The following is a 22553-nucleotide window of genomic DNA, read 5'->3' as shown; positions in this document are numbered from 1 at the left end:
CACTTTACAGGATTACGCAATTTTTTAACATATAAAAATCAAAATGGGCATATTATTTCATGCTCATTCCTAAGTCAATACTGTTGACTTAAGGTGGGGCGTCTAAATTCACTCCGATTTCTTGACTGCTTTTTGGACCATCCCTCTGACCTAAAAAAACTTTATCCGCATGCCGCCTCTGAAATCTTAATTTCCGGGAGCGATTCAGCTCGATTTTCCAACTCGGTCAGGGGGCCGGTTATTTTTTTACAATTACTTGAAATATTTATATTTATAATTTTTTTTGCTCGTTTTTCGGACTCCGGAATAAACTCAGAATTTTCTGCTGTTTTATCCGAGAGTATTTCAAGACTGCCAGGGTTTGCCAGGATTTTACGACGTTGTTTGGTTAAAGAAAATAAAGACTCTGAAAATTCTTGTTGCTCTCTGAGACTGATATTCATGACTCTTCGGGCATCTTCTCTGGTCAGTTCACCACACATGGCGGGCATGCGCAGAGCTATGCGATTGGCGTCTTTTATCTCTCCGGTTCCATGTTGCTTTGAAACTGCGAACAGAGACTCTATATTATCAGAAGTTATTGGCATTCCTATATTTTCTAATTTAAGCTCCTTGGCAATTATGATATGTTTGTCTAACCAATTAGTAAAACCTGTACGCACAGATGATCGCGGAGGAATGGCTTCAAGCAGCTTTTTACTTTCTTCATAAGTTTCCAGGTTAAGCCCCTTAGTTTTAAGTATTTTCTGGCATTCTGAAAGAGTACCTGAGTCGCGAAGAAAACATTCTATAAAATTTCTGCACCTCGGAATCTGATCAATGCCTGCTCGCAGCTTTGAAAGGACGGATCCCTTTGGGGCACGACCTCTCGGAGAATGTCTGAGCAACTGAGCCGCCCAATTCACCAGGCGGCGGAGGTTCATAAATCTTGATTTTGTTGAAACCTTCGGAGGTGCAAGACAGGCAAGAACAGTCTGTTTGAATTTTTTTGAAACTTTACCGACCGCAGAGATAAAGATATCAAACATCGGATGATTCTGATATTCATGTTTTAAAAGATTAGCGACAGTGTGTGATATATCGTCAATGCTGACACTGGGAAGGCCTTGTTCCGCCAAAAGCCTGGTAGCTTTGGCAAGGTCTGTTCCTCCGTCTTTGAGATATGCTACCGGCATTCCCCCGATACCGATAACTTTTTTCAAAAAATCAGCTATGGCCTCACCAGTCCAGGATACTGCTACTGAAACAGCAACGCAGTTTACATCTTTAAGAGTAGGAGCGGTTTCATTCAAATCATGATGGTTAGCATTCAATGACAGCAAAGTAAGAATTTTACCTTTTCCTAAGGCAATACTGATATCTATTATATAAACAAAGCCGTTGGAAAACGGATTGCTGTTAATTTCAGCCCCGCGCAGCGGGACGGCATTTCGGAGTCTTGCTACGGATAATCGGGTGACCCAGTTAATAATTGTCTGAACACATGGGACTTTTGTTATTCCCAAGTAATCAGCAAGAACTCTGAGAACTCTCGGTACCGCTCGGAAACTTATATGAGCAACTATAAAAAGCTTCAAACAAATATAGATAAGTTCTTCTTTGTTGTGAACAGGCTGAGTATTTTTCTGACGTTCTTTTTCCAGTTGTTTTCTGGCTTCATCGGCATCTTTCTTGTATTTATCACGCTCTTTTTTAATACGGCGCTTTTCTTTTTCATGATAACGTGCATTCTTGCCACGTTCAATCGCTTTTTTCTTCCAGTTATCTCTGCTTTTTATCAATTTGGACTTTGAACTCATAATAATCCTCGTAATTTTATTAATATTGACATAATAGTATGGTAAATATGTTAAAATAACAATCAAACTATATATTATCAAGATGAATCTATAATTGATTACATGAAGAGGTCCAAATTGTAGTTAAAAAAATTAAGCCAAAAAGGCTGTTTTTAGACGCCCCAGACTTAAGGCTGAACAGGTTTTCCGGTGTTCTTTCCGGAGTGCGAAAAATGCTTTTTCGCAAGTGCAAAAATACAATTTTTGCACTCCGGATCGGCCCGGAACTTTTTAATTAAGTCAATACTGTTTTTTCCGGAGTGCGAAAAATGCTTTTTCGCAAGTGCAAAAATACAATTTTTGCACTCCGGATCGGCCCGGAACTTTTTAATTAAGTCAATACTGTTCTTTCCGGAGTGCGAAAAATGCTTTTTCGCAAGTGCAAAAATACAATTTTTGCACTCCGGATCGGCCCGGAACTTTTTAATTAAGTCAATACTGTTCTTTCCGGAGTGCGAAAAATGCTTTTTCGCAATTGCAAAAATACAATTTTTGCACTCCGGATCGGCCCGGAACTTTTTAATTAAGTCAATACTGTTGACTTAAGGCTGAACAGGTTTTCCGGTGTTCTTTCCGGAGTGCGAAAAATGCTTTTTCGCAAGTGCAAAAATACAATTTTTGCACTCCGGATCGGCCCGGAATTTTTTAATTAAGTCAATACTGTTGACTTAAGGCTGAACAGGTTTTCCGGTGTTCTTTCCGGAGTGCGAAAAATGCTTTTTCGCAAGTGCAAAAATACAATTTTTGCACTCCGGATCGGCCCGGAACTTTTTAATTAAGTCAATACTGTTCTTTCCGGAGTGCGAAAAATGCTTTTTCGCAAGTGCAAAAATACAATTTTTGCACTCCGGATCGGCCCGGAACTTTTTAATTAAGTCAATACTGTTCTTTCCGGAGTGCGAAAAATGCTTTTTCGCAAGTGCAAAAATACAATTTTTGCACTCCGGATCGGCCCGGAACTTTTTAATTAAGTCAATACTGTTCTTTCCGGAGTGCGAAAAATGCTTTTTTCGCAAGTGCAAAAATACAATTTTTGCACTCCGGATCGGCCCGGAATTTTTTAATTAAGTCAATACTGTTGACCTAAGGCTGAACAGGTTTTCCGGTGTTCTTTCCGGAGTGCGAAAAATGCTTTTTCGCAAGTGCAAAAATACAATTTTTGCACTCCGGATCGGCCCGGAATTTTTTAATTAAGTCAACAGCATAGCTCCGTCCCCTGAGCTTGTCGAATGGGGCCTTAGCTTGCAACCCCGTCCGAAATGTTTATCCTGTTGGCGGGCGGCCGAAGACCTCCGAGGTTTTGAAAACCTCGGAGGTCTGATATCACCCGTCAGAGTCAGTGCAGTTGGGCACTGGCGGACTGACACATGAATCCGAATCAGTCATTTTCGGTTTTTTGCTTAATCAAAGGCAGTGCATTGGATACTGCGGCCGCCAACGTCTCAAATTCCTCTTCATGTTCATCAGCCCATTCCCCGAGGCACACGACCACTGCTGATAATTTTATGGATTTCACAGCCGTTGTCAGTTTGGAAGGCATCAGCCCGGGATAGACATCATCATCAATCTTAAAAAATTCATAGACTTTGCGCTTTTTGTATTTAAGATTATTAAACGCCCACGCATCAATTTCAACAAGTGTAAAAGCCTTTTTTTTACTGGCCTCCATCAAATATTTGTCCCGCAGTCCTGTAACGCAGAAATATGCATCTGCCTCTCCGGATTCAAGCGCGGTAATGGCTCTGGTATTCCGAAGCGGCAACGTGGCAACGTCTTTATATTTTTTATCCAGCGAAATAAAGTTGTTCCATGTGATACGAGACCCGGCATTAAGAGGACCCACCGCAACGGTATGCGATTTGTTCAGGTCGCTGAACTCGTTGATTTTGCTTTTTTTTGAAACAACCAGATGGGCATATTCATCATGGAGAAAGCCGATTGTCGCAATATCCGCATTTGCCTGAAGCAATGCGTCAAACTGAACAATGGCAAGCTCAATTTCTTTTTTCTTCAGTTTATCCAGATTGATTTTACTGCCCCCGGGAACAATCTCCAGGGTCAGATTGGTGCCAGCGAGATTTTTTTTGATAATCGGCGCGGCAATTGTGCTATAGACTCCCTGTTTTGAGCCTGTTCCTATTTTCAATATTTTTTTCTCAGCGCCAAAAGCGGAAAAAGACACAAAACAATACATCGCCAACGCGGAAATGATAAAAACAAATTTTTTCATAATTCTCAGTCTCCTTTTTAAATGTTGCGGAGTATCCCTTTTTCAAGCAGATAACCCTATGTTATAATTAGCATATAAAAAACTCAGCAATCTCAGCAGTCTCGTTCGGTCTCGTTCCCACGCTTCGTGTGGGAATGCAGCCCAGACGCTTCGCGTCGTGTTTTCACCTGTTGTCCGGGACGCAAAGCGTCCGGAAGGCACTCCCACGCGAGACATGGGAACGATCTGCTACAAATATGCCGCCCTTACAGGGCTTGGTCGGCCCTTCCCTAACTCCGTTACAATCAGAAAAATTTTATAGTTTTTCCTAACACTTAACACCTAACACCTAACACTTTCATATAAAAAGCAATGCGAACCAGTCGAAATCTGCGTTATAATTTTTTTCCTTTCAGATTTATTACGGAAGGGACATAGCACAAATCAGTACATGAGTCACTAAAATTTTTTATGATATTTTTGTATCATCCGAAACGCTGACGGACAGATCACAGAGAACGAAGCGATAAAACAGCCATCCGGAGTGCCGAACTTGCAGTTTGGCAATATTTCCGATTTCCGGAAACAGAGGAATTCTGCCAAACTGCAAGTTTGGCACTCCGGACTGAAATTTATCTGGCTTTGATCTCACTTTTGAGAAGCTGCTTTAAGCCATCAAGCGTGCCTTTCCACACAGCATCCTCACCTGCCATAATTGCAACAATGACATTTTCCTCCACACTGACTTCCAGAACAAGTTCTTCGTCTCCTACTTTGAAGACAGCTTCTCCCCATCTTTCTGCGGGAAGCCCTGTGGCTTCGCAATCATAATCCGTCCGAATTTCTCCGGTCATCCTGATTTCACCCATTTTTTTCCTCCTATTTTCTGATGTTGATATCCCCTGCCCTCTGTAACAGAGGCGGCGATAACGAGGCCAGATCGGTTTTCTCTCTGAAGGAGATCAGGGGATGTTGTTTATTACTTTCTGATAAAATAGCCGAATAATCATAAATAGCAACTTATTTTTATCGAAAACTTTGTTACTATCATGGCAAACCTGAGAAATCAAAATAATTCAAAAAATACTCCCTCCCTATTGATTTTCTTTGTTTTATATGAAATAATATTTAAAAATATAACATCATGCCAAATTATGGCCTGACCTAATTAAACAGATACGGAATATTTGGGGCTTCTGTTGATAAATCAATAAGTTTAACACAGTTTTAAGGTATCTTATTAATCTGGTCAAGCCATAGATGGAAATCAATCTGTACAGCATACAGTGTACCCCGGCCGGATGGCGTGTTCAGATTTGTCGGCCAGAACTGAGCATGAAGGATAACCTTGACAGGTTTCACCGAATACTTACCACAAAAGGAGGCTGAAAAATGCAGCAACAGGCTGTTTCTATGATTTCCGAGGCGGAATATATCGAGCAGGAAAGAACCGCGGAGATAAAAAGCGAGTATTATCAGGGCGAGATATTTGCCATGGCAGGGGCTTCGAGAAAGCATAATCTTATTGTAGCAAATGTTATCGGTGAACTTCGTTATCAATTAAAAAATAAACCCTGTCGGACCTATCCGAGCGATATGCGCCTGAAGACTGAGGCAACCGGTTTATATACTTATCCGGATGTCATGGTGGTCTGCGGAGATGAAAAATTCACTGATGAGAGACAGGACACCCTGCTGAATCCCGATGTGATTATCGAGGTGCTTTCCGATTCCACCGAGAGTTATGACAGGGGCAGGAAGTTTCAGAATTACAGAAAAGTGGGGTCATTGAAAGAATATGTGATGATCTCTCAGCACTGTCGGAAGATCGAACGATTTCATAAAAATGAAAAACAACAATGGGTACTTACGGAGTCGGATAAGGAAAACCCCTCAGTTTTTCTGGAAAGCATCGGATGTGAGTTGGAACTTTCAGAAATCTATGATAAAACAGAGGATATTTCTTCCTGAAATTCCTGCTTTCGCAGGAATGACAGAAAAAAACTTGATTATCGAGTTTCAAGAAAAAAAAATATCCGGAGTGCGAAAATAGAGCGAAGCGGTTTTTCGCACATATTCTTAAAACTCGATAATCAAGTTTTTTGACCCGGACCGAACAAAAAGTCTGTCTTTCCTGCTTTCGCAGGAATGACAGAAAAAAATTATCCGGAGTGCGAAAATAGAGCGAAGCGGTTTTTCGCACATATTCTTAAAACTCGATAATCAAGTTTTTTGACCCGGACCGAACAAAAAGTCTGTCATTCGTGCGAAAGCAGGAATCCGTTTTTGGCAGGTGCGGCGCTTCCGGGAGCAGTGGATTCCTGCTTTCGCAGGAATGACAGAAAGAGACTTGATTATCGAGTTTCAAGAAAAAAAATATCCGGAGTGCGAAAATAGAGCGAAGCGGTTTTTCGCACATATTCTTAAAACTTGATAATCAAGTTTTTTGACCCGGACCGAACAAAAAGTCTGTCATTCGTGCGAAAGCAGGAATCCGTTTTTGGCAGGTGCGGCGCTTCCGGGAGCAGTGGATTCCTGCTTTCGCAGGAATGACAGAAAGAGACTTGATTATCGAGTTTCAAGAAAAAAAATATCCGGAGTGCGAAAATAGAGCGAAGCGGTTTTTCGCACATATTCTTAAAACTCGATAATCAAGTTTTTTGACCCGGACCGAACAAAAAGTCTGTCATTCGTGCGAAAGCAGGAATCCGTTTTTGGCAGGTGCGGCGCTTCCGGGAGCAGTGGATTCCTGCTTTCGCAGGAATGACAGAAAGAGACTTGATTATCGAGTTTCAAGAAAAAAATTATCCGGAGTGCGAAAATAGAGCGAAGCGGTTTTTCGCACATATTCTTAAAACTCGATAATCAAGTTTTTTGACCCGGACCGAACAAAAAGTCTGTCATTCCTGCTTTCGCAGGAATGACAGAAAGAGACTTGATTATCGAGTTTCAAGAAAAAAATTATCCGGAGTGCGAAAATAGAGCGAAGCGGTTTTTCGCACATATTCTTAAAACTCGATAATCAAGTTTTTTGACCCGGACCGAACAAAAAGTCTGTCATTCCTGCTTTCGCAGGAATGACAGAAAGAGACTTGATTATCGAGTTTCAAGAAAAAAAATTATCCGGAGTGCGAAAATAGAGCGAAGCGGTTTTTCGCACATATTCTTAAAAGCTATATCAGCAAATTGAAAACCTTTAGGAAAAGCCCTGAAAGAGCGATTTATCACAGCCTCCCAAGACGGAATCTCATAACTTTTCTTTTCATCCAAAATATAAAATCGGCATTTAAAGCAGCCTTTAACATATTTGATTTATTTAGGCAACCCAACAGAAATCAGGAATTTCAATGGTTATGATTTTTAATTTTAACCTTCAATTTTATAATTCTCTGTTATAATAAAAAAGGAAACCCATGATACTGATCATAGATTTCGGCTCGCAATACAATCAGCTCATCGCACGTCGTGTGCGGGAGTACCATGTGTATTGTCAGATTGAGCCGCCCAATATTGACACAGATTACATCAGAACACTGAATCCGGAAGGAATCATATTATCCGGCGGACCTTCAAGTATTTATGAAAAAGAAAGTCCCAAGGCGGATAAAGGTATTTTTGATCTGGGAATTCCCATACTCGGCATCTGTTACGGGATGCAGTTTATGGTTGATGCGCTCGGGGGAACCGTGAAAGGAGCAGGAAAACGGGAATACGGGTTTGCAGAACTTATCATTAATAAAAACAAAGGACTTTTTAAAGACATTGATAAGAAAACAAAATGCTGGATGAGTCATGGGGATTCCGTGGCATCCCTTCCGGAAGGATTTGAAATCACCGCTTCCACGGAAAACACAGACATCGCCGCAATTGTTCATCAGGAGAGAAATCTTTACGGTCTTCAGTTTCATCCTGAAGTTGAGCATACCCCGGAAGGCAAAACCATGCTTGCAAATTTTCTTTCTGACGTGTGCGGATGCAGACCGGAATGGACCATGGCCTCTTTTGCCAAAGACAGCATTGCTGAAATAAGGGAAACTGTTCAGGATAAAAAAGTCATATTAGGTCTGAGCGGGGGAGTGGATTCCTCTGTGACGGCTTTGCTGATTCACAAAGCCATTGGGAAAAGCCTCACCTGTATTTTTGTGGATAATGGCCTGTTGCGAAAAGATGAAGGGGAAAAGCTGAAAAAGACACTGACCCGGCATCTTGACATCAACATACGATTTGTAAACGCTGAGGACGCTTTTCTCAAAGCCCTTGCCGGGGTGACAGACCCGGAAAAAAAACGTAAAATTATCGGCAAAATTTTTATGGACGTTTTTGAGGATGAGGCCGGTAAAATAAAGGATGCTGAATTTTTGGCCCAGGGAACCCTGTATCCTGATGTGATCGAATCTGTATCTGCTTTTGGCGGCCCCACGGCCGTGATAAAATCCCATCATAATGTGGGAGGGCTTCCTGAAAAGATGAAATTGCAGCTTGTGGAGCCTCTGAAATATCTGTTTAAAGATGAGGTACGTGTTCTGGGTGAGGAGATCGGTCTTGAGGAAGAACTGGTATGGCGTCAGCCCTTTCCGGGCCCGGGACTGGCGATCAGGGTGATCGGAGAGATCACCAAAGAGCGGCTTTCGGTGCTGAGAGAAGCAGACGCTGTTTTGCTTGAAGAAATAAAAGCCAGCGGATACTACAGACAATTATGGCAGTCATTCGCTGTTCTGCTGCCCATTAAGAGCGTGGGAGTCATGGGAGATCAGCGGACATATGAGAATATTGTGGCCATCCGGGCAGTGACCAGCAAGGACGCAATGACAGCGGACTGGGCAAGGCTGCCCTATGATCTGTTAAGCAATATTTCAAACAGAATAATCAATGAGGTGAGAGGTGTAAACCGGGTGGTTTACGATATCAGTTCAAAACCGCCCAGCACTATTGAGTGGGAATAACAAGAGACCCCCCTCCTTCCCAGGCCCGCGATACTGTTGACTTAAGAGCAGGCGAATTTCTCCGGAGTGCGAAAAATACTTTTTCGCAATCGCAAAAATAAAATTTTTGCACTCCGGATCCGCCCGGAACTTCCTAAGTCAACAGCATTGTTCCAAGCCCGGGTCAGGCTTGTTTCCATGTCAGTGGCCGGAAACAAGACTGGTTCGGGGTTTTTCGATCTGCACATTCTTTCAAATCTGATTTTTTAATTATATAATAATATTATTTAAATTAAATAAGTTATATCATTATATTCATAATTTCTCAAAAAACAGTTCGAATTATTATTTTTCAATGCTTGCATATTTTTTATACTTGTCATATAAGCCTCGTTTATATAAAATTCAGGGTTGTAAATTAAATCACCGGACAAATGCACAACCCCAGAAAAAAGGGGCATAGGATATCATCTTGAATAGATAAAATAACAGTCCTGCCCGGAATTGTCAAAAAAACAAAACTACAGAGATTCCTTTAATAAGGATTGAATCAGTGTCAAACAATTTTCTTTAATCCTTAGTAAATTAGTTCTATGCAAATGGGATAATTTTTATAATTCTTTATATAAAAAATAAAAAACTGTAATTTCTCAGGATGCCGGAATCAGAATAAGCGGGGTTGTCTGTGCTGTGCATGAGAAAATCCGGCAGAAAAAAGTCTGTCATGTCGGTGATTCCTGAATACCTGAATCGTTATCAAAAATTTTATAACCCTTTAAAGAAAGGATAAAAGGATGTCAGCAGATGTTCAGACACTTAAATCATTAGAAATCTTTTCAGAGCTTGCTCATGAGGATGTGGAGGAGATTGCTTCCCTGATGACCCCACTGAAGATAATGGAGGGGGAAACCGTCATGCGGAGGGGCGATCCTGCTCATACCTTCTATATTGTCTTGTCAGGCAATTTTATGGTCCATTTTAAAGATGACCGGGCAATCACATTGCATAACAGGGGCGATATCATGGGCTGGTCCACAGTGATCACCCCTTTTCAATACACAGGTACGGGCGTGGCCCTGACCGATAGTGAAATTTTGTCTCTCCCGGGACAGAACTTTCTTCGTCTTATTCAGGGGAATTCAGTTCTGGGAGATAAGATTATGAAAAAAATCAACGCTGTGGTTGTAGAAAGAATGCCTTTTGTTTCGGAAATAAGAAAGGAATCTGAGGATAATTGATGAGTTTCCCATATATTTCTTGATTCAATATTGTTAAAAGTATTATAATATTTATTTGTAAATTTTTTTTTCTGATTTTTTGAAGGCACAGCTTTTCCCGCGAAAAGTAACGGTTGTCATAATTGCATTGCCTTGACAATATGATGTTCCGAAAAATCAGAATAATAAAGATTATATAATAAATTGTATTGGATTTTCGCCAGTTAAAGGCGGAGTTTGCTGTTTTTTATAAAAATTTATCAACTCAAAGGAGGTAGCGGATTGAATGGTTTGGAGGCAATAGCAGCTCATAACGGATGGGCCATCTCTGTCGTGGGTGTTTCAATCGTTTTTACAGGACTGACCCTGCTTTCTCTTACAATTTCTCAGTTGCATAAAGTCATCAAATTTTGGGATGAGCGGGACAAGTTTTCCCAGCAGGTAAAGCAACTGTGGAAAAAGGAAGAACCCCGGGAAGAAAAAGAAGAGGAAGAGGAAGAGGAGACTATTCCTGATTTTTGTTTAGCTCAGGATATTGACGAAATTACTCGTCAGTTTAAACTTTTAACCAAACGGATCGGCGAGCCTTTCCCACTTCCCAAGCTTCTTGAAATTTCTGAAAGATGCGGATTGTTTCGCCCCCACTCGGCGATTAACTATTTGCTCAGGACAGAACGCATCCTTCCTGATGGGAAAGGTTATTTCTATTGGAATGAAAATAAATAGGTTTCTCATAATAAAATAGCAGAAGGAAGCCAGGCTTTTTCAAAAAGACCTGGTTTCTTATGGCCAGTTGAAAAAAATAAACTTTTGAAAAAAAGGAGTAATAGCTAATCAATGGAAAATCTGACAAATCTGTTGACGGAATTTATAGCCAACACTGGTTTTGCACTGGCTGACTACCGTTATATAATAATGATTGTGATAGGGCTTGTATTTATTTATCTCGGAATTGCAAAGCAATATGAACCGCTTCTTCTTGTGCCCATCGGTTTTGGTATTCTGATGGGAAATATTCCAGTATTCAAAGGGCTGGGACTTGCAATATATGAAGACAATAGTGTCCTGCATTACCTTTATTTTGGTGTTACTTCGGGGGTTTATCCCCCACTAATCTTTATGGGGATCGGAGCGATGACCGACTTTTCAACAATGCTTGCCCGTCCCTTGCTGATGCTTCTGGGTGCCGCGGCTCAGACAGGAATTTTTATTACATTTCTGGGAGCCCTTGCTCTGGGATTTGCTCCCAATGAAGCCGCATCCATCGGTATTATCGGCGGGGCTGACGGTCCCACGGCCATTTTTCTCACGGCAAAGCTGGCACCGGCACTGATCGGCCCCATTGCGGTTGCCGCGTATTCTTACATGGCACTTGTTCCGGTGATTCAGCCGCCGATCATGAAGCTGCTGACGACCCGGAAAGAACGACTGATACGGATGGAAGAACCTCGCGAAGTTTCAAAAAAGGAAAAAATTATTTTTCCTATCATTGGCTTTCTGCTTTGCTGTTTCCTCGCGCCGGCAGCATTGCCGCTTCTGGGAATGCTGTTCTTTGGCAACCTGATGAAAGAGGCAGTTGTCACGGAACGTCTTGCTGTGGCAGCCCGTTCGTCAATTATTGACAGTGTGACCATATTGTTAGGTATGACCGTGGGAGCCAGCACCCAGGGCGATGTTTTTCTCACGCCCCAGTCTGTTGGGATTTTTATACTTGGTGCGGTATCTTTTGGTATCGCGACAGCATCCGGTGTTATCTTTGCGAAAGTAATGAATCTTTTTCTCACTGTAAAGATAAATCCGCTTTTAGGAGCAGCAGGAGTATCGGCTGTTCCTGATTCTGCCCGCGTGGTTCAGCATGTGGGACAGCATGAAGATCCGACAAATTTTCTGCTCATGCATGCCATGGCACCCAATGTGTCAGGAGTTATCGGTTCGGCGGTTGCGGCAGGTGTTTTGTGGAGTTTTATGCTGTAAAAAAACATTGGCAGTTTCGGAAATATACACTCTCCGGAACTGCAATTTATTTTCAGCAGCTCGAAAAGTTTTCGGAACAAAAGGAGTGCGGAAATGGAGCGAAGCGGAATTTTCGCAAAAATACTTGCCTCGTTTCATCTTATCGCTCCGAAGAATTGTCATCGGAGACACAATATGTGGAAAATTTTTTCGATCTGCTGATAAGTACCTGATCATAAATTCTCGCACACAATATCTCCGAAGTTTCCAAAAGCTCGTTTTCAGCCTGTCTTTTGCCATTAGCTACAAACACGGAGAGCAGGAAGGCGATTTTTGAGATTATTTTTTTCTTAAATTAAAGTGCCTTCCTTATCTGTTGATTGATATTGAATTTGCCTGCCTTTTCAAAACATCCGAACTTATTGACGACCGATTTAAAAACTCTCACTTTCCAAAGATCAACGCACCTGCCATAGCATTTCCTTTTTTGCAAAGCTTACTTTGAACTCTGGCTACAAGCCAATAATTCTTCCCTCAGTTAATTTTACAAAATTTAAAGATTCTGGCAAAGGAAATATTATTGTTGGATCAGAATAACTGACTCGGAGACGGACGCTGAGGAAGACTCATCTTTGAAAAAAAACGGCAATTTTGATTTTGGAAAGCGTCACTGCCGGAATTCGGGCAGGATGATCTGGGAAAATTTATGATTTCAGGATATTGTGGTTTCATCGGAATCTGTTGCGGTCTGAATGGGAAGTGCCGGAAACACCGGTCGCTCTTGACAAATATCTTTTCTTATGTTACTGAAATTGTTAGTTTGTAATGTAAACTAATTTATTCTGACAGACCTGTTTTGTTTATCAAATTGCCCGGACACAGGCAGATAAAAGGTAATATGATGGAGATTTAGGTGATGTTCCGAATTTGGATATCCACCAATATTTACTTTATTGATTCAGATAGTTATATGGGCTTATATTCAGTTTTAGAACGCTACCAACCTGTGCTGGCCGGCATTTTTATAAAGGAATATTTATGATGAGAATTACACTTACACCTGACATTGAGCAGGCAGTAAACGAATACGCCCGGATTCAGGGAACAACCCCCGAACTGCTTGTGCTGGGAACGCTGCGCTCAATATTTCTGCTGACAGACAAATCCGTCGTCACGGAACAATGTGAGACGCTTGCTGACATGCTTCATGAACATATCGGTGTTCTGCACAGCAGCGAGCGCATTCCGGGCGGTGCGCGTATGTCAGAAGACTGCGGCACAAAATTCACCAAAGGGCTTGTCAGAAAACGGGAACAGGGAAAGATATGATTCTTACGGATACCGGACCTCTGATAGCTCTCCTGGATGCGGATGACACTTACCATGAATTATGCGTGGCTGCCCTGAAACGCCTTCCACCCGGCAAACTGCTGACAACATGGCCTTGCTTCACTGAAGCCATGTATCTCCTCGGAGCGGCAGGCGGATACAGATATCAGGAAGCTCTGTGGAAACTCCGCTCAGACGGATATCTGATTTTCCATGAACTGACACCGCCGGAAACAGATCGCATGGCAGAACTCATGGGAAAGTATCGTGATATTCCGATGGATTTGGCTGATGCCTCATTGGTAGTTACGGCAGAGAGCCGAAAATTATATCGAATATTCACGACAGACGGTGATTTTTATATATACCGCATGAAAGACGGAAGGGCATTTGAGGTTATTCCCATGATTCGCAGATAGCAGGCAATTAAACCTGTTTGATTTCTCGGGAACAGGGTTTCAGCACATATATTTCAATCGTAAGTTTTGCCAATTCCTGTTATGGAAGTCTTTCAGGATGTTGCGGTCTCAAGGGAATCGGTTTGCAGCCGGAATAAAAATTGCCGGGAAATTTCAGCCTGTTTTTTTACTTGACACGCTCATTTGTTTTAAGTTAGTAATTTTATTCAGCAGGTTAAATATCTCTTAAAAGGAGCAGCTAACTTATTATAAAATAAGCTAAAAGTAAATATATGGTTTAGCGTTAATGTAGTCATCGTCCAGACTGAAACCGCCAATTTCTAACACAGACGATGCAGACGGAGCCGCGCCCGTACGGGCGCGGCTCTTGTTTTGTGTCTGTGTGGGGTGCTTGGCGGTACCTAGTCTGGGCGCAGAAGAAGAGTCTGCGCCCTTTTTTTTGCAGGCTCATAAGGAGCCGCATTATGACAAATCAAATCCCCACCTTTGAAATCTCACCTGTCTTTTACATGGCTTTGAAAAAAGGAGCAAAAACTGGCTTTGGCTGACCTTCCGCCGCAAATGTTCATATTCGAAATTGAGAGCGGATATATATGGATAACAAGCTAAAAAAAAAATAGATGGGAGGCAGCCATGTTTAATAAAAATAGTGAAAAAGGACTGAGGTTACTTTTGACGGCTTTGTTTGCTTTAATAATCATATCTGTATCAGCCTCAAACGCTTTGTCTGATCAAATCACCATAGATATACCGCCTGTGGAAGTGACGGTTATAAAAGATGCAAATGGCTATGCCAGTTTTTCAGGTGAGGGAATCCAGTATCTCAGCCAAACCGGTGAGCCGGCGCTTCCGTATCAGGTTGTCAAGACCCTGGTTCCTCCGGGGGCTGATCTGTCAACCATTGAAGTTTCAGTGAAAAGATCAACGGTTGAGTCGAATCCGGTTGAGTCTCAGGATGCTTGGGAAGTCCGCCCCACGCCTGTGCCGACTGTGAACCAGGATGAACCGGTTTTGAACCAACAAGGGCAGAATGAGGAGATATATGCGACCAATGCCCGTTTTCCCTCAACCCTTTTTCATAATGTGAGTACAGGCAATCTGTGGGGATGGCAGTTGGTGGACATACCGATAGCCCTTTTCCAATACAACCCTGTAAGCAAAAGCCTTTACAGATTGGATGCCAATCAGGCTGTGATAACATTTGAACACAAGTCTTTTCTGGTTCCCAGGCTCCGCCTGGGAACCCATACACAGAGGCTCTGCCTCGAATCCTGTCACCTGTAAGGAGGTGGGTAAGGAAAAATTTTCCCGCCCCCTGCGAGAGACCACCTGTGATTCCTAAATGCGAGATTCGCATTCACAACTTTCCACATAAACTTCCCCCTTTGGGCAGACCACCCAGTATGCGGCAGGAGATGACGGCACCTTACAGAAGGACTCGGCATGGTTTTCCGAAATCAGAAGCGTACATCTCCTAATCCCACAACTCATTTAGGATTACAATAAAAGGGTTTGGCATTTATAATTTCGGATTTTTAACTTTTTAATTTAATGAGGTGTAATTATGGAGAAAAGAAGAAAAAATTATTGGATGAGTTTTCTGCTGGCACTGTCGCTTCTCTTCGGAGGGACAGCATCTTCTGCGCTGGCACAGAGTGCCGATGTCGAAATTGTGGCTCCGACGTTCTTCGTGGCAGGGGAGGTGGTCACGGTGGATATCGTGGTAAGGGATCACCCGAATTTCAGAGGGGCGGATTTTAACATCACTTATGATCCTTATATCTTTTTTCTGGTTCCCAGGCTCCGCCTGGGAACCCATACACAGAGGCTCTGCCTCGAATCCTGTCACCTGTAAGGAGGTGGGTAAGGAAAAATTTTCCCGCCCCCTGCGAGAGACCACCTGTGATTCCTAAATGCGAGATTCGCATTCACAACTTTCCACATAAACTTCCCCCTTTGGGCAGACCACCCAGTATGCGGCAGGAGATGACGGCACCTTACAGAAGGACTCGGCATGGTTTTCCGAAATCAGAAGCGTACATCTCCTAATCCCACAACTCATTTAGGATTACAATAAAAGGGTTTGGCATTTATAATTTCGGATTTTTAACTTTTTAATTTAATGAGGTGTAATTATGGAGAAAAGAAGAAAAAATTATTGGATGAGTTTTCTGCTGGCACTGTCGCTTCTCTTCGGAGGGACAGCATCTTCTGCGCTGGCACAGAGTGCCGATGTCGAAATTGTGGCTCCGACGTTCTTCGTGGCAGGGGAGGTGGTCACGGTGGATATCGTGGTAAGGGATCACCCGAATTTCAGAGGGGCGGATTTTAACATCACTTATGATCCTTATATCTTTACCTATATAGACGGACAGACAACGGACGGCAGTTCTTGGCCGATAGCCAACTTCACCGACGACGGGCCGGGTTCGGTCAACGTGCTTTTGGCAGGAGCTGCCGGACAGGTTCCTGCCGCCGTTGAGACGACGCTGTTGCAACTTTTTTTTGACACAGCAGATATGATTCCTGACGATTCCTATAACTTTGCCATTACTTACGATGAAACTGACCCAAGCAAAGGTATCATTGATGACACGATGACACCGCTGATTCTGACGATTACGGGCGAAAGTGTCTCTCTACCTATCAGAGTGACAGCTACGGTTTCAACGGGAGCGGAAACAGGGATCATAGAACCTGCCGGAGAATCTTTTTTCAACGCAGGAGATACTCCGACATACACGATAACTCCGTCTGACTGCTACGGGGTGTTGGCATTTACGGTTGACGGTGAGGATAGACTCGCAGAACTTAGTAACGGAACTTCAGGCGGCACATTTACTTTTTACCCCCCTCTGCTCAATGGCGACAACATAGCCATCACGGTTGCTTTTGAACAGCTACCCGGATGTCGTCTGCCCGGCGGATGTCCGGTAATATTACCAAGCGAGAACGGAACAATAAGCGGCCCGATGATTTGTAATGAGGGCGAGACCCCGACATATACGGTGACACCTGATCCGCATTATGAAATTGACACATTTGAAGTTCTCGGAGATGAGAATGCCGTGTTGACAGACAACGGGGACGGCACATACTCATACACTTTTGCGGCCCTTCCGGCGGGTTCTGCCATCGCTGCGACTTTCAAAATCAAACAATACGCTGTGACAGCGACCGCTGACGAAAACGGAGCCATTTCTCCGGCAGGGGAGACAGAATATGCCGCGCTTTCAACTCCGGAATATACCATCACACCGAACCCGCTCTACAACTGTGTGATTGACACCGTCACGGTTGACGGTGCTGACGTGACCGGCACGGAGAATTATGTGCTGAATGAAGACAGAACCGCTGTTTATACGTTCCCTGCTCTTGAGGGCCCCGCCGTCATAGAGGCGACCTTTACGGGCATACTTAATATTACAGTGACAAGGGGAATCGGCGGAAGTGTGAAAGCCGTGGATAACGAGATAATAGATGATGTGGTTACGGTGTTTGCAGGCGATGATCAGAAATTCAAAGTCACGGCCAAAGAGGGCTACTACATTAAGCGAGTGAAGGTGGACGGAGAAAAAATACCGTTAGATGAAGATGAGGTCACTTCTTTTAGCTACACCTTCAGAGCCATTGATGCCGACCATACTTTTAAGGTAAAATTTGGCGAAATGCATACGATAACAGCTTTCGCCGGGGAGAACGGAACCATAAGCCCCGCAGGAGATATCATGGTTGCTGACGGGGACAGCGTGACATTTACGATCACACCTGATGAGAATTATGTGGTTGAGGCGGTGACTGTGGATGGTACGGAGGTGGAACTTACAGACGGAACCTACACCTTTGAAAGCGTGGATGCCAACCATGCAATCGCCGCTTCATTCAGGCGATGGCGAGGAATAGCAGACATCATACTGAACGGCGGAGATTACGACTACGACTTCAGGATCATTTTTGACGAGCTGCTTCGTATTATCCAGCTTTACAACTCAGGGGCGTATCACTGTGATGAGAGCGGCATGGACGGATTTGCTCCGGGCGAGGGCGATCCTCTCACAGATTACGCCTGCAAACCTCACGGTTCAGACTACGATGACGCGGAAATGGGGAATGCCCAGGATTGGGTCATTGATTTTGGCGAGCTCCTGCGGGCAATTCAGTTCTACAACAGTGACGGATATCATGTGGATGAGACAACATCCGACGGTTTTGCTCCAGATATGACGGAATAGTAGATGTAGGTTGGGTTGAGGAACGAAACCCAACGCCGATGTTTGAGTATAAGGACGTCCAGTTTCGTTCCCCCACCCAACCTGCATTGGCAGATGAATGTCCGACACAGCCCGTCACCACTGACCAGATGCGCCCGGACTGGCAGGAAAACTCATCAAAACCACAGGAAATTCTTGCAAGCATCTTCTTATTTTGATATAAATGACAATTCCTACAAGGATTGTTTATGAACAGGGACATGTTCCGAAATCAGTTCGGATGACATCATTGGTCAGAGTTTCCCTGACACTCTGAAATTTTGCAATCCTCATGATATCAAAAGCAATAAGAGGAGAATTATTATGAACATTGAAACCCGATCCAGAAAAATAGCCGACATTATGGGAGAGGCTGTCGTTCACAGCACCTTGAAGAAAATGGCACAGTTTGAGATGGGAAAGTGCCAGCAAAAAATGGAACATCTGAAAAAGGAGCTTGCGCCATTTGAGGAACGCTTCGGAATGGAAAGCCGGAACGCATGGACGGCATATCAGAGCGGAAAGCTCGGTGACGACGGAGATATTATGGAATGGATGATGCTTTTTGAAAATTTTCTGGCCCTGCGACGGCAATATGAGCCGATCAGGGAGGCCGGAGTCTGATGATTGAAGAATACTTTCAGTAAATAACCTCTTTCCTCGGCTCACGCACATGGGCGGCATCGGTGCGGCTGATTCGTCACGATGTTCTCGAAACAGACAAAGAAGAAATTCTCATTTATCGTATTCGGATTAATCTCTCTGACGGCGGACTTCTGGAAATGAGAGAAAGAATTGTCGAATCAGAAGGACAACGGGAATCAACGACTTACAGCTTTCACTGGCAAAACAGGGACGGAAGTCTTGTAAAACGATGGGACAATGTGCCTCACCATCCGGAACTGGATAATTTTCCTTACCATGTTCATATAGACGATGAGGCAAATGTGGTCTCCGGGAAACCAGCAGATGCTTTGGACATGCTTACCGAAATTGATGAGTGTTTCCGCCAGCACTGACAGATATCGTCATCACATCACCCACGAATACCTATCACATGCCGTCACCGCTGACCAGATGCGCTCATACTGACAGGAAAAATCATCAAAGCCACAGGAAATTTTTGCAGGCATCTTCTGATCCTGGTATAAAAAATCACAAAAGTTTTTCTGTAACTCGATAATCAAGTTTTTTTTTGTCATTCCTGCTTTCGCAGGAATGACAGGCTTTTCAGTCGAACCGGGTCAAAAAACTTGAACATAGAGTTAAAAGAGTGCGGAAATGAAGCAAAGCGGAATTTCCGCAAAAACACCGCTTCGTTTCATTTTAGCGTTCCAAAGAATTGCCATAGGAGACAGAAATCATGGATTTTGTAACTGGTCAGGTGCCAGAAGACGACTCAGGATTGATTCCCTCCCGAAACCCCACTGAATTCTGAATAGCAGAATCATTGCAAAAGTTTAATCTATCCAGCCCATCCACTTCTCGTCATCTTTGTCCTCGTCCGCGTCCTCCTCTTCGAGTTCATGCGGTTCCAACTTTGGATAGAGAAGTTCATCCAGCTCTTTCACCCCGAGTTTTGCCACAAGATAATCTGAATCTGTATCCATATTTGGTGATACATCTGCTTCATCTGCGGTCTCATCTGACACAATCTTCGGCGGCATCAGTTCATCCAGTTCTTTAACCCCCAGGTTTGCAACAAGAAAATCCGAATCTGTATTGACCGCCCATGCCACGGCTTTGTCTTCCTGTTCATTCGTGGTGATATCTTTCGCCAATACGTCCGCGGGTACGACCTTATCTGACTTTTCAGGTGGTTTGCTTTCCAGATTTGTAACGAGAAAATCCGAATCCGTATTGGCGGCCCACGCCACAGACTTGTCTTCCGCTTCATTCGTCGTTACTTCATCTGAGGCTCTGCTTTCTGAATTTTCATGAGGAACATCTGTATCAGTATCTGCCGGCAAAGCTGTGGCGTTTTTCTCGGACGGATTCATAATCTCATCTAATGCTTTATCTCCGAGGTTTGCCATAAGATAATCCGATGAACACCAGTCACCGTGTTCCTCTGCTTTTTTCCAATTTTCTTTTATTCTTTCCCTGAAATAATATTCCTCTATTTCTTCCCGCAAAAGAAAAAGAATGATTTTTATTAACTTGGGGGTATCATCACCCGAGTTTTCCGGATTTCCCCTTGCTTCTGTTAACGCTATTTTTCTGGCGACCTGAATGATGGTACTCCATCTGTCATTGGCCTGACTTTGATTTTCTCTTTCCTTTTCTGCCAGGCGTCTTTCCACTTCTTCCCGAAAAAGAAAAAGAATGTTTTTTATTAATTTAAAAGCATCAGAATCCGGTTTTTTTGATTTTTTGTCATTTTTGGCTTCCAGTCCTTTTAATTCTTCTTTTATTGCCGGAGACCCTATCTCTTCAGCAACCTGAATGATTATCGTTTTCAGCATCTCAAAATTTTCACAAGTATGCCTGTAAGCAAAAATTTTTATCAATGCAGAATTAACCGGGCTGTCTCTTTTAATCTTAAGCTTTCTTTCCCTGTGAAAGACTGAATGGTCAATACTTTTAAGCAGTTCATAAATAACTTCCTGAGATCGCTTTATTAAAATATCGTTTTTTAAATTTTCGTTTTTAACCATTCTTCCCCGCCCTCTTCTATTTCATTCAGCATCTTGTAAAATTTCATATGGATTGTATAATTACCATTCAAATAACTGTTTGTAACTCCGATGATCATCCCGTTTCTTTCTATTTGAATCCGGGATTTATTTTTAGGGAGAATGAATTTTACATTCAGCCCCCGGGCAAGCAGCAGAAGCGCATTCTTTTTAGTGGTTTTAATGTCAAAAGATAATCCGCCGACTGAAATATCTGAAATATTTCCTTTGTATGCTTTTCCAATGGGATTTCCCGAGGGGTTCAGTATCTGGAACATCAGCTTTCCTGATATTCTGAGCCGCTTGTGAGACCTGCGATCCATGCCTTCGTCGTTGAACAGATCAACAGGCTTCGAAAGCATAAGACAGTAATCATTCAGTTTTGCCGAAAGCGTGGGGAATTCTTTCTGCCATTTCACAAATATATTTTTTTCCAAAAAGCTGAGTTTTACCCGGGATAGTGTTATCAGGGATCTTGTGCAGACACTGATGGAAAAAAAAGTATCTTCCCCCGCAATATCACCGGGGCCTAATGTTTCCAGCAGAATCTCCCTCCCTTCCTTGCTGTAAAACATTTTCAACTGTCCATGATTGATGAAATAGAGATAGGGACTTAATTCGCCTTGTCTGAAAATAGGATCATCCGTATCATAGACACCGTTTTTCAACGCTAAATACAGCGTGTGTGCTTCTTCGGTGGTCAGTGAATCATACAGGGCTGACCAGATGTCCAGGTGGTCATGATCTATGGAACCACTTTTTTCTTCCTCGATGATTTCAGCAGATTTTATGATTTCAGTCAGCGACATGGGATCAAGTTCAAAAAGTTTTTCCCTCAGTGCTTCCGCTTTTACAAAGTTTTTTTTTCTGGCATATCTGACAATTAAGTCAAATAGCAACTTAACAGCGTGTTCCTTGTCATTTTGCCTGGCATATTGATCAACCAATTCTTCGTCTTTGGAAAAATTGCCCATTTCCTGTTTTTTCCTTTCAAATGCTGATAATTTTGGATATGTGGTTATTTTTCCAGATATTTTTCAACCTGTTGGCTTTATCTGTTTATTTGCCCTGTGCGTATTTTATAATTTTTAATATGTGTTTTTTATATCAAAGTAAATAACAGATACAAATTCATTTTTCAAACAAAAGTTTTTATGTTAAATAAAAAAATAAAATAAACGGTAATCTGAATAAATTACTCAGAAAGGGGAATTTCTTTGCTGATGTTGACAGGACAATGTGTTAATAATACTCGATCCGGCCGGACGTCTGTTGTTCCTGCTTTCGCAGAAATGGCAGAAAAAATTTGATTATCGAGTAATAACTATCTGAGAAAACTTTAATCATTTTTTCAGTCAGAAAGAACCCGTCTCAGGCAGATTTCCCCCTTTGTTATTAATTACAATAACAGATTAAATTATTTACACCACACTACTTTTTTGACATCATAGGTTTTGCAGGATAAATTAAAATGAGTGCCAAAAAAGAGCGAAGCAGTTTTTTGCATACTCCGGAAAGAATTTTTGATCTCTCGATGTTTAAGTTTTTTGTCATTCCGTTCGGCGACCCGACTGAGTTCGCCGAAATCTGAACTCACGCCGAACGGAATGACAGGCTTTTTGTCCGAATCGGGTCAGAAAACTTGATCATCGAGATATCTGCATGTTCCCATGCTTCGCGTCCGGTGGCGGATCGAATCTGCGTCCGGCGGGGCGACCGGCAGATTCGGGACGCAAAGTGT

The 22553-nt window shown here is 42.8% G+C and carries 19 protein-coding genes; 13 read left to right on the top strand and 6 right to left on the bottom strand.

Annotated features, from left to right (window positions below):
• Positions 1 to 161: 161 nt before the first annotated feature.
• The 4 genes from dnm_RS28880 to dnm_RS28865 all read right to left on the bottom strand — a co-directional run bounded on the left by dnm_RS28880 (position 162) and on the right by dnm_RS28865 (position 4916).
• A complete protein-coding gene (locus tag dnm_RS28880; RefSeq protein ID WP_207678195.1) occupies positions 162 to 1799 on the bottom strand; it encodes a hypothetical protein in 1638 nt (545 codons plus the stop codon).
• 1417 nt (positions 1800 to 3216) lie between these two features.
• A complete protein-coding gene (locus tag dnm_RS28875) occupies positions 3217 to 4068 on the bottom strand; it encodes a TAXI family TRAP transporter solute-binding subunit (RefSeq protein ID WP_207680323.1) in 852 nt (283 codons plus the stop codon).
• A gap of 448 nt (positions 4069 to 4516) precedes the next feature.
• Positions 4517 to 4657 (bottom strand): hypothetical protein, encoded by a 141-nt coding sequence (locus dnm_RS28870; protein WP_207680322.1) that lies wholly within the window; start codon positions 4655 to 4657, stop codon positions 4517 to 4519.
• 22 nt (positions 4658 to 4679) lie between these two features.
• Positions 4680 to 4916: a hypothetical protein gene (locus dnm_RS28865; protein WP_207680321.1), complete on the bottom strand. Its 237-nt coding sequence runs from the start codon at positions 4914 to 4916 to the stop codon at positions 4680 to 4682.
• Between the two features lie 523 nt (positions 4917 to 5439).
• Here dnm_RS28865 and dnm_RS28860 point away from each other — a divergent pair.
• The 13 genes from dnm_RS28860 to dnm_RS28800 all read left to right on the top strand — a co-directional run bounded on the left by dnm_RS28860 (position 5440) and on the right by dnm_RS28800 (position 19568).
• Positions 5440 to 6018 carry a Uma2 family endonuclease gene (locus dnm_RS28860; RefSeq protein ID WP_207680320.1) on the top strand — a complete coding sequence of 193 codons (579 nt, stop codon included), beginning with the start codon at positions 5440 to 5442 and terminating at the stop codon, positions 6016 to 6018.
• Between the two features lie 1442 nt (positions 6019 to 7460).
• Positions 7461 to 8990, top strand: a complete 1530-nt coding sequence (gene guaA / locus dnm_RS28855) for a glutamine-hydrolyzing GMP synthase (protein WP_207680319.1) — start codon at positions 7461 to 7463, stop codon at positions 8988 to 8990.
• 773 nt (positions 8991 to 9763) lie between these two features.
• The gene (locus dnm_RS28850; protein ID WP_207680318.1) at positions 9764 to 10207 is read left to right on the top strand and encodes a cyclic nucleotide-binding domain-containing protein; all 444 of its coding nucleotides are present in this window, start codon (positions 9764 to 9766) and stop codon (positions 10205 to 10207) included.
• Positions 10208 to 10468: 261 nt separating this feature from the next.
• Positions 10469 to 10912 (top strand): OadG family protein, encoded by a 444-nt coding sequence (locus tag dnm_RS28845; RefSeq protein WP_207680317.1) that lies wholly within the window; start codon positions 10469 to 10471, stop codon positions 10910 to 10912.
• A gap of 111 nt (positions 10913 to 11023) precedes the next feature.
• On the top strand, positions 11024 to 12160 hold the full coding sequence (locus dnm_RS28840; protein WP_207680316.1) for a sodium ion-translocating decarboxylase subunit beta: 1137 nt from the start codon (positions 11024 to 11026) through the stop codon (positions 12158 to 12160).
• Between the two features lie 1017 nt (positions 12161 to 13177).
• On the top strand, positions 13178 to 13468 hold the full coding sequence (locus tag dnm_RS28835) for a hypothetical protein (protein WP_207680315.1): 291 nt from the start codon (positions 13178 to 13180) through the stop codon (positions 13466 to 13468).
• On the top strand, positions 13465 to 13887 hold the full coding sequence (locus tag dnm_RS28830) for a type II toxin-antitoxin system VapC family toxin (protein ID WP_207680314.1): 423 nt from the start codon (positions 13465 to 13467) through the stop codon (positions 13885 to 13887). Before dnm_RS28835 ends, dnm_RS28830 begins: the two co-directional genes overlap by 4 nt.
• 633 nt (positions 13888 to 14520) lie before the next feature.
• Positions 14521 to 15171, top strand: a complete 651-nt coding sequence (locus tag dnm_RS28825) for a C25 family peptidase propeptide domain-containing protein (RefSeq protein ID WP_207680313.1) — start codon at positions 14521 to 14523, stop codon at positions 15169 to 15171.
• 280 nt (positions 15172 to 15451) lie between these two features.
• On the top strand, positions 15452 to 15742 hold the full coding sequence (locus dnm_RS28820) for a cohesin domain-containing protein (RefSeq protein WP_207680312.1): 291 nt from the start codon (positions 15452 to 15454) through the stop codon (positions 15740 to 15742).
• Between the two features lie 280 nt (positions 15743 to 16022).
• Positions 16023 to 18119, top strand: coding sequence for an InlB B-repeat-containing protein (locus tag dnm_RS28815; RefSeq protein ID WP_207680311.1), 2097 nt, complete (start codon positions 16023 to 16025; stop codon positions 18117 to 18119).
• A gap of 342 nt (positions 18120 to 18461) precedes the next feature.
• Positions 18462 to 18761, top strand: coding sequence for a hypothetical protein (locus dnm_RS28810; protein ID WP_207680310.1), 300 nt, complete (start codon positions 18462 to 18464; stop codon positions 18759 to 18761).
• Positions 18762 to 18823: 62 nt separating this feature from the next.
• The gene (locus dnm_RS28805) at positions 18824 to 19156 is read left to right on the top strand and encodes a toxin-antitoxin system TumE family protein (protein WP_207680309.1); all 333 of its coding nucleotides are present in this window, start codon (positions 18824 to 18826) and stop codon (positions 19154 to 19156) included.
• A 262-nt stretch (positions 19157 to 19418) separates the two neighbouring features.
• On the top strand, positions 19419 to 19568 hold the full coding sequence (locus tag dnm_RS28800; RefSeq protein WP_207680308.1) for a hypothetical protein: 150 nt from the start codon (positions 19419 to 19421) through the stop codon (positions 19566 to 19568).
• A 29-nt stretch (positions 19569 to 19597) separates the two neighbouring features.
• Here dnm_RS28800 and dnm_RS28795 read toward each other — a convergent pair whose 3' ends face one another.
• Together dnm_RS28795 and dnm_RS28790 are read right to left on the bottom strand one after the other, a co-directional pair.
• Complete coding sequence (locus tag dnm_RS28795) at positions 19598 to 20794, bottom strand: hypothetical protein (protein WP_207680307.1); 1197 nt, start codon at positions 20792 to 20794, stop codon at positions 19598 to 19600.
• A complete protein-coding gene (locus tag dnm_RS28790; protein ID WP_207680306.1) occupies positions 20773 to 21786 on the bottom strand; it encodes a cyclic nucleotide-binding domain-containing protein in 1014 nt (337 codons plus the stop codon). The genes dnm_RS28795 and dnm_RS28790 overlap by 22 nt, the downstream gene beginning before the upstream one ends.
• Positions 21787 to 22553 lie beyond the last annotated feature (767 nt).

This window comes from Desulfonema magnum (genome assembly GCF_017377395.1).
Taxonomy (GTDB): domain Bacteria; phylum Desulfobacterota; class Desulfobacteria; order Desulfobacterales; family 4be13; genus Desulfonema_C; species Desulfonema_C magnum.
Note: the sequence above shows the minus strand (reverse complement) of the source record. Positions and strands in the feature narration are given on the sequence as shown.

What these genes read in the sequence shown, in the direction of transcription:
- dnm_RS28865 (WP_207680321.1), bottom strand. Translation starts at nt 4,916, where the DNA reads ATGGGTGAAATCAGGATGACCGGAGAAATTCGGACGGATTATGATTGC.
- dnm_RS28830 (WP_207680314.1), top strand. Translation starts at nt 13,465, where the DNA reads ATGATTCTTACGGATACCGGACCTCTGATAGCTCTCCTGGATGCGGAT.
- dnm_RS28825 (WP_207680313.1), top strand. Translation starts at nt 14,521, where the DNA reads ATGTTTAATAAAAATAGTGAAAAAGGACTGAGGTTACTTTTGACGGCT.
- dnm_RS28860 (WP_207680320.1), top strand. Translation starts at nt 5,440, where the DNA reads ATGCAGCAACAGGCTGTTTCTATGATTTCCGAGGCGGAATATATCGAG.
- dnm_RS28880 (WP_207678195.1), bottom strand. Translation starts at nt 1,799, where the DNA reads ATGAGTTCAAAGTCCAAATTGATAAAAAGCAGAGATAACTGGAAGAAA.
- dnm_RS28840 (WP_207680316.1), top strand. Translation starts at nt 11,024, where the DNA reads ATGGAAAATCTGACAAATCTGTTGACGGAATTTATAGCCAACACTGGT.
- dnm_RS28800 (WP_207680308.1), top strand. Translation starts at nt 19,419, where the DNA reads ATGAAGCAAAGCGGAATTTCCGCAAAAACACCGCTTCGTTTCATTTTA.
- dnm_RS28875 (WP_207680323.1), bottom strand. Translation starts at nt 4,068, where the DNA reads ATGAAAAAATTTGTTTTTATCATTTCCGCGTTGGCGATGTATTGTTTT.
- dnm_RS28810 (WP_207680310.1), top strand. Translation starts at nt 18,462, where the DNA reads ATGAACATTGAAACCCGATCCAGAAAAATAGCCGACATTATGGGAGAG.
- guaA (WP_207680319.1), top strand. Translation starts at nt 7,461, where the DNA reads ATGATACTGATCATAGATTTCGGCTCGCAATACAATCAGCTCATCGCA.
- dnm_RS28820 (WP_207680312.1), top strand. Translation starts at nt 15,452, where the DNA reads ATGGAGAAAAGAAGAAAAAATTATTGGATGAGTTTTCTGCTGGCACTG.
- dnm_RS28850 (WP_207680318.1), top strand. Translation starts at nt 9,764, where the DNA reads ATGTCAGCAGATGTTCAGACACTTAAATCATTAGAAATCTTTTCAGAG.
- dnm_RS28795 (WP_207680307.1), bottom strand. Translation starts at nt 20,794, where the DNA reads ATGGTTAAAAACGAAAATTTAAAAAACGATATTTTAATAAAGCGATCT.
- dnm_RS28790 (WP_207680306.1), bottom strand. Translation starts at nt 21,786, where the DNA reads ATGGGCAATTTTTCCAAAGACGAAGAATTGGTTGATCAATATGCCAGG.
- dnm_RS28815 (WP_207680311.1), top strand. Translation starts at nt 16,023, where the DNA reads ATGGAGAAAAGAAGAAAAAATTATTGGATGAGTTTTCTGCTGGCACTG.
- dnm_RS28835 (WP_207680315.1), top strand. Translation starts at nt 13,178, where the DNA reads ATGATGAGAATTACACTTACACCTGACATTGAGCAGGCAGTAAACGAA.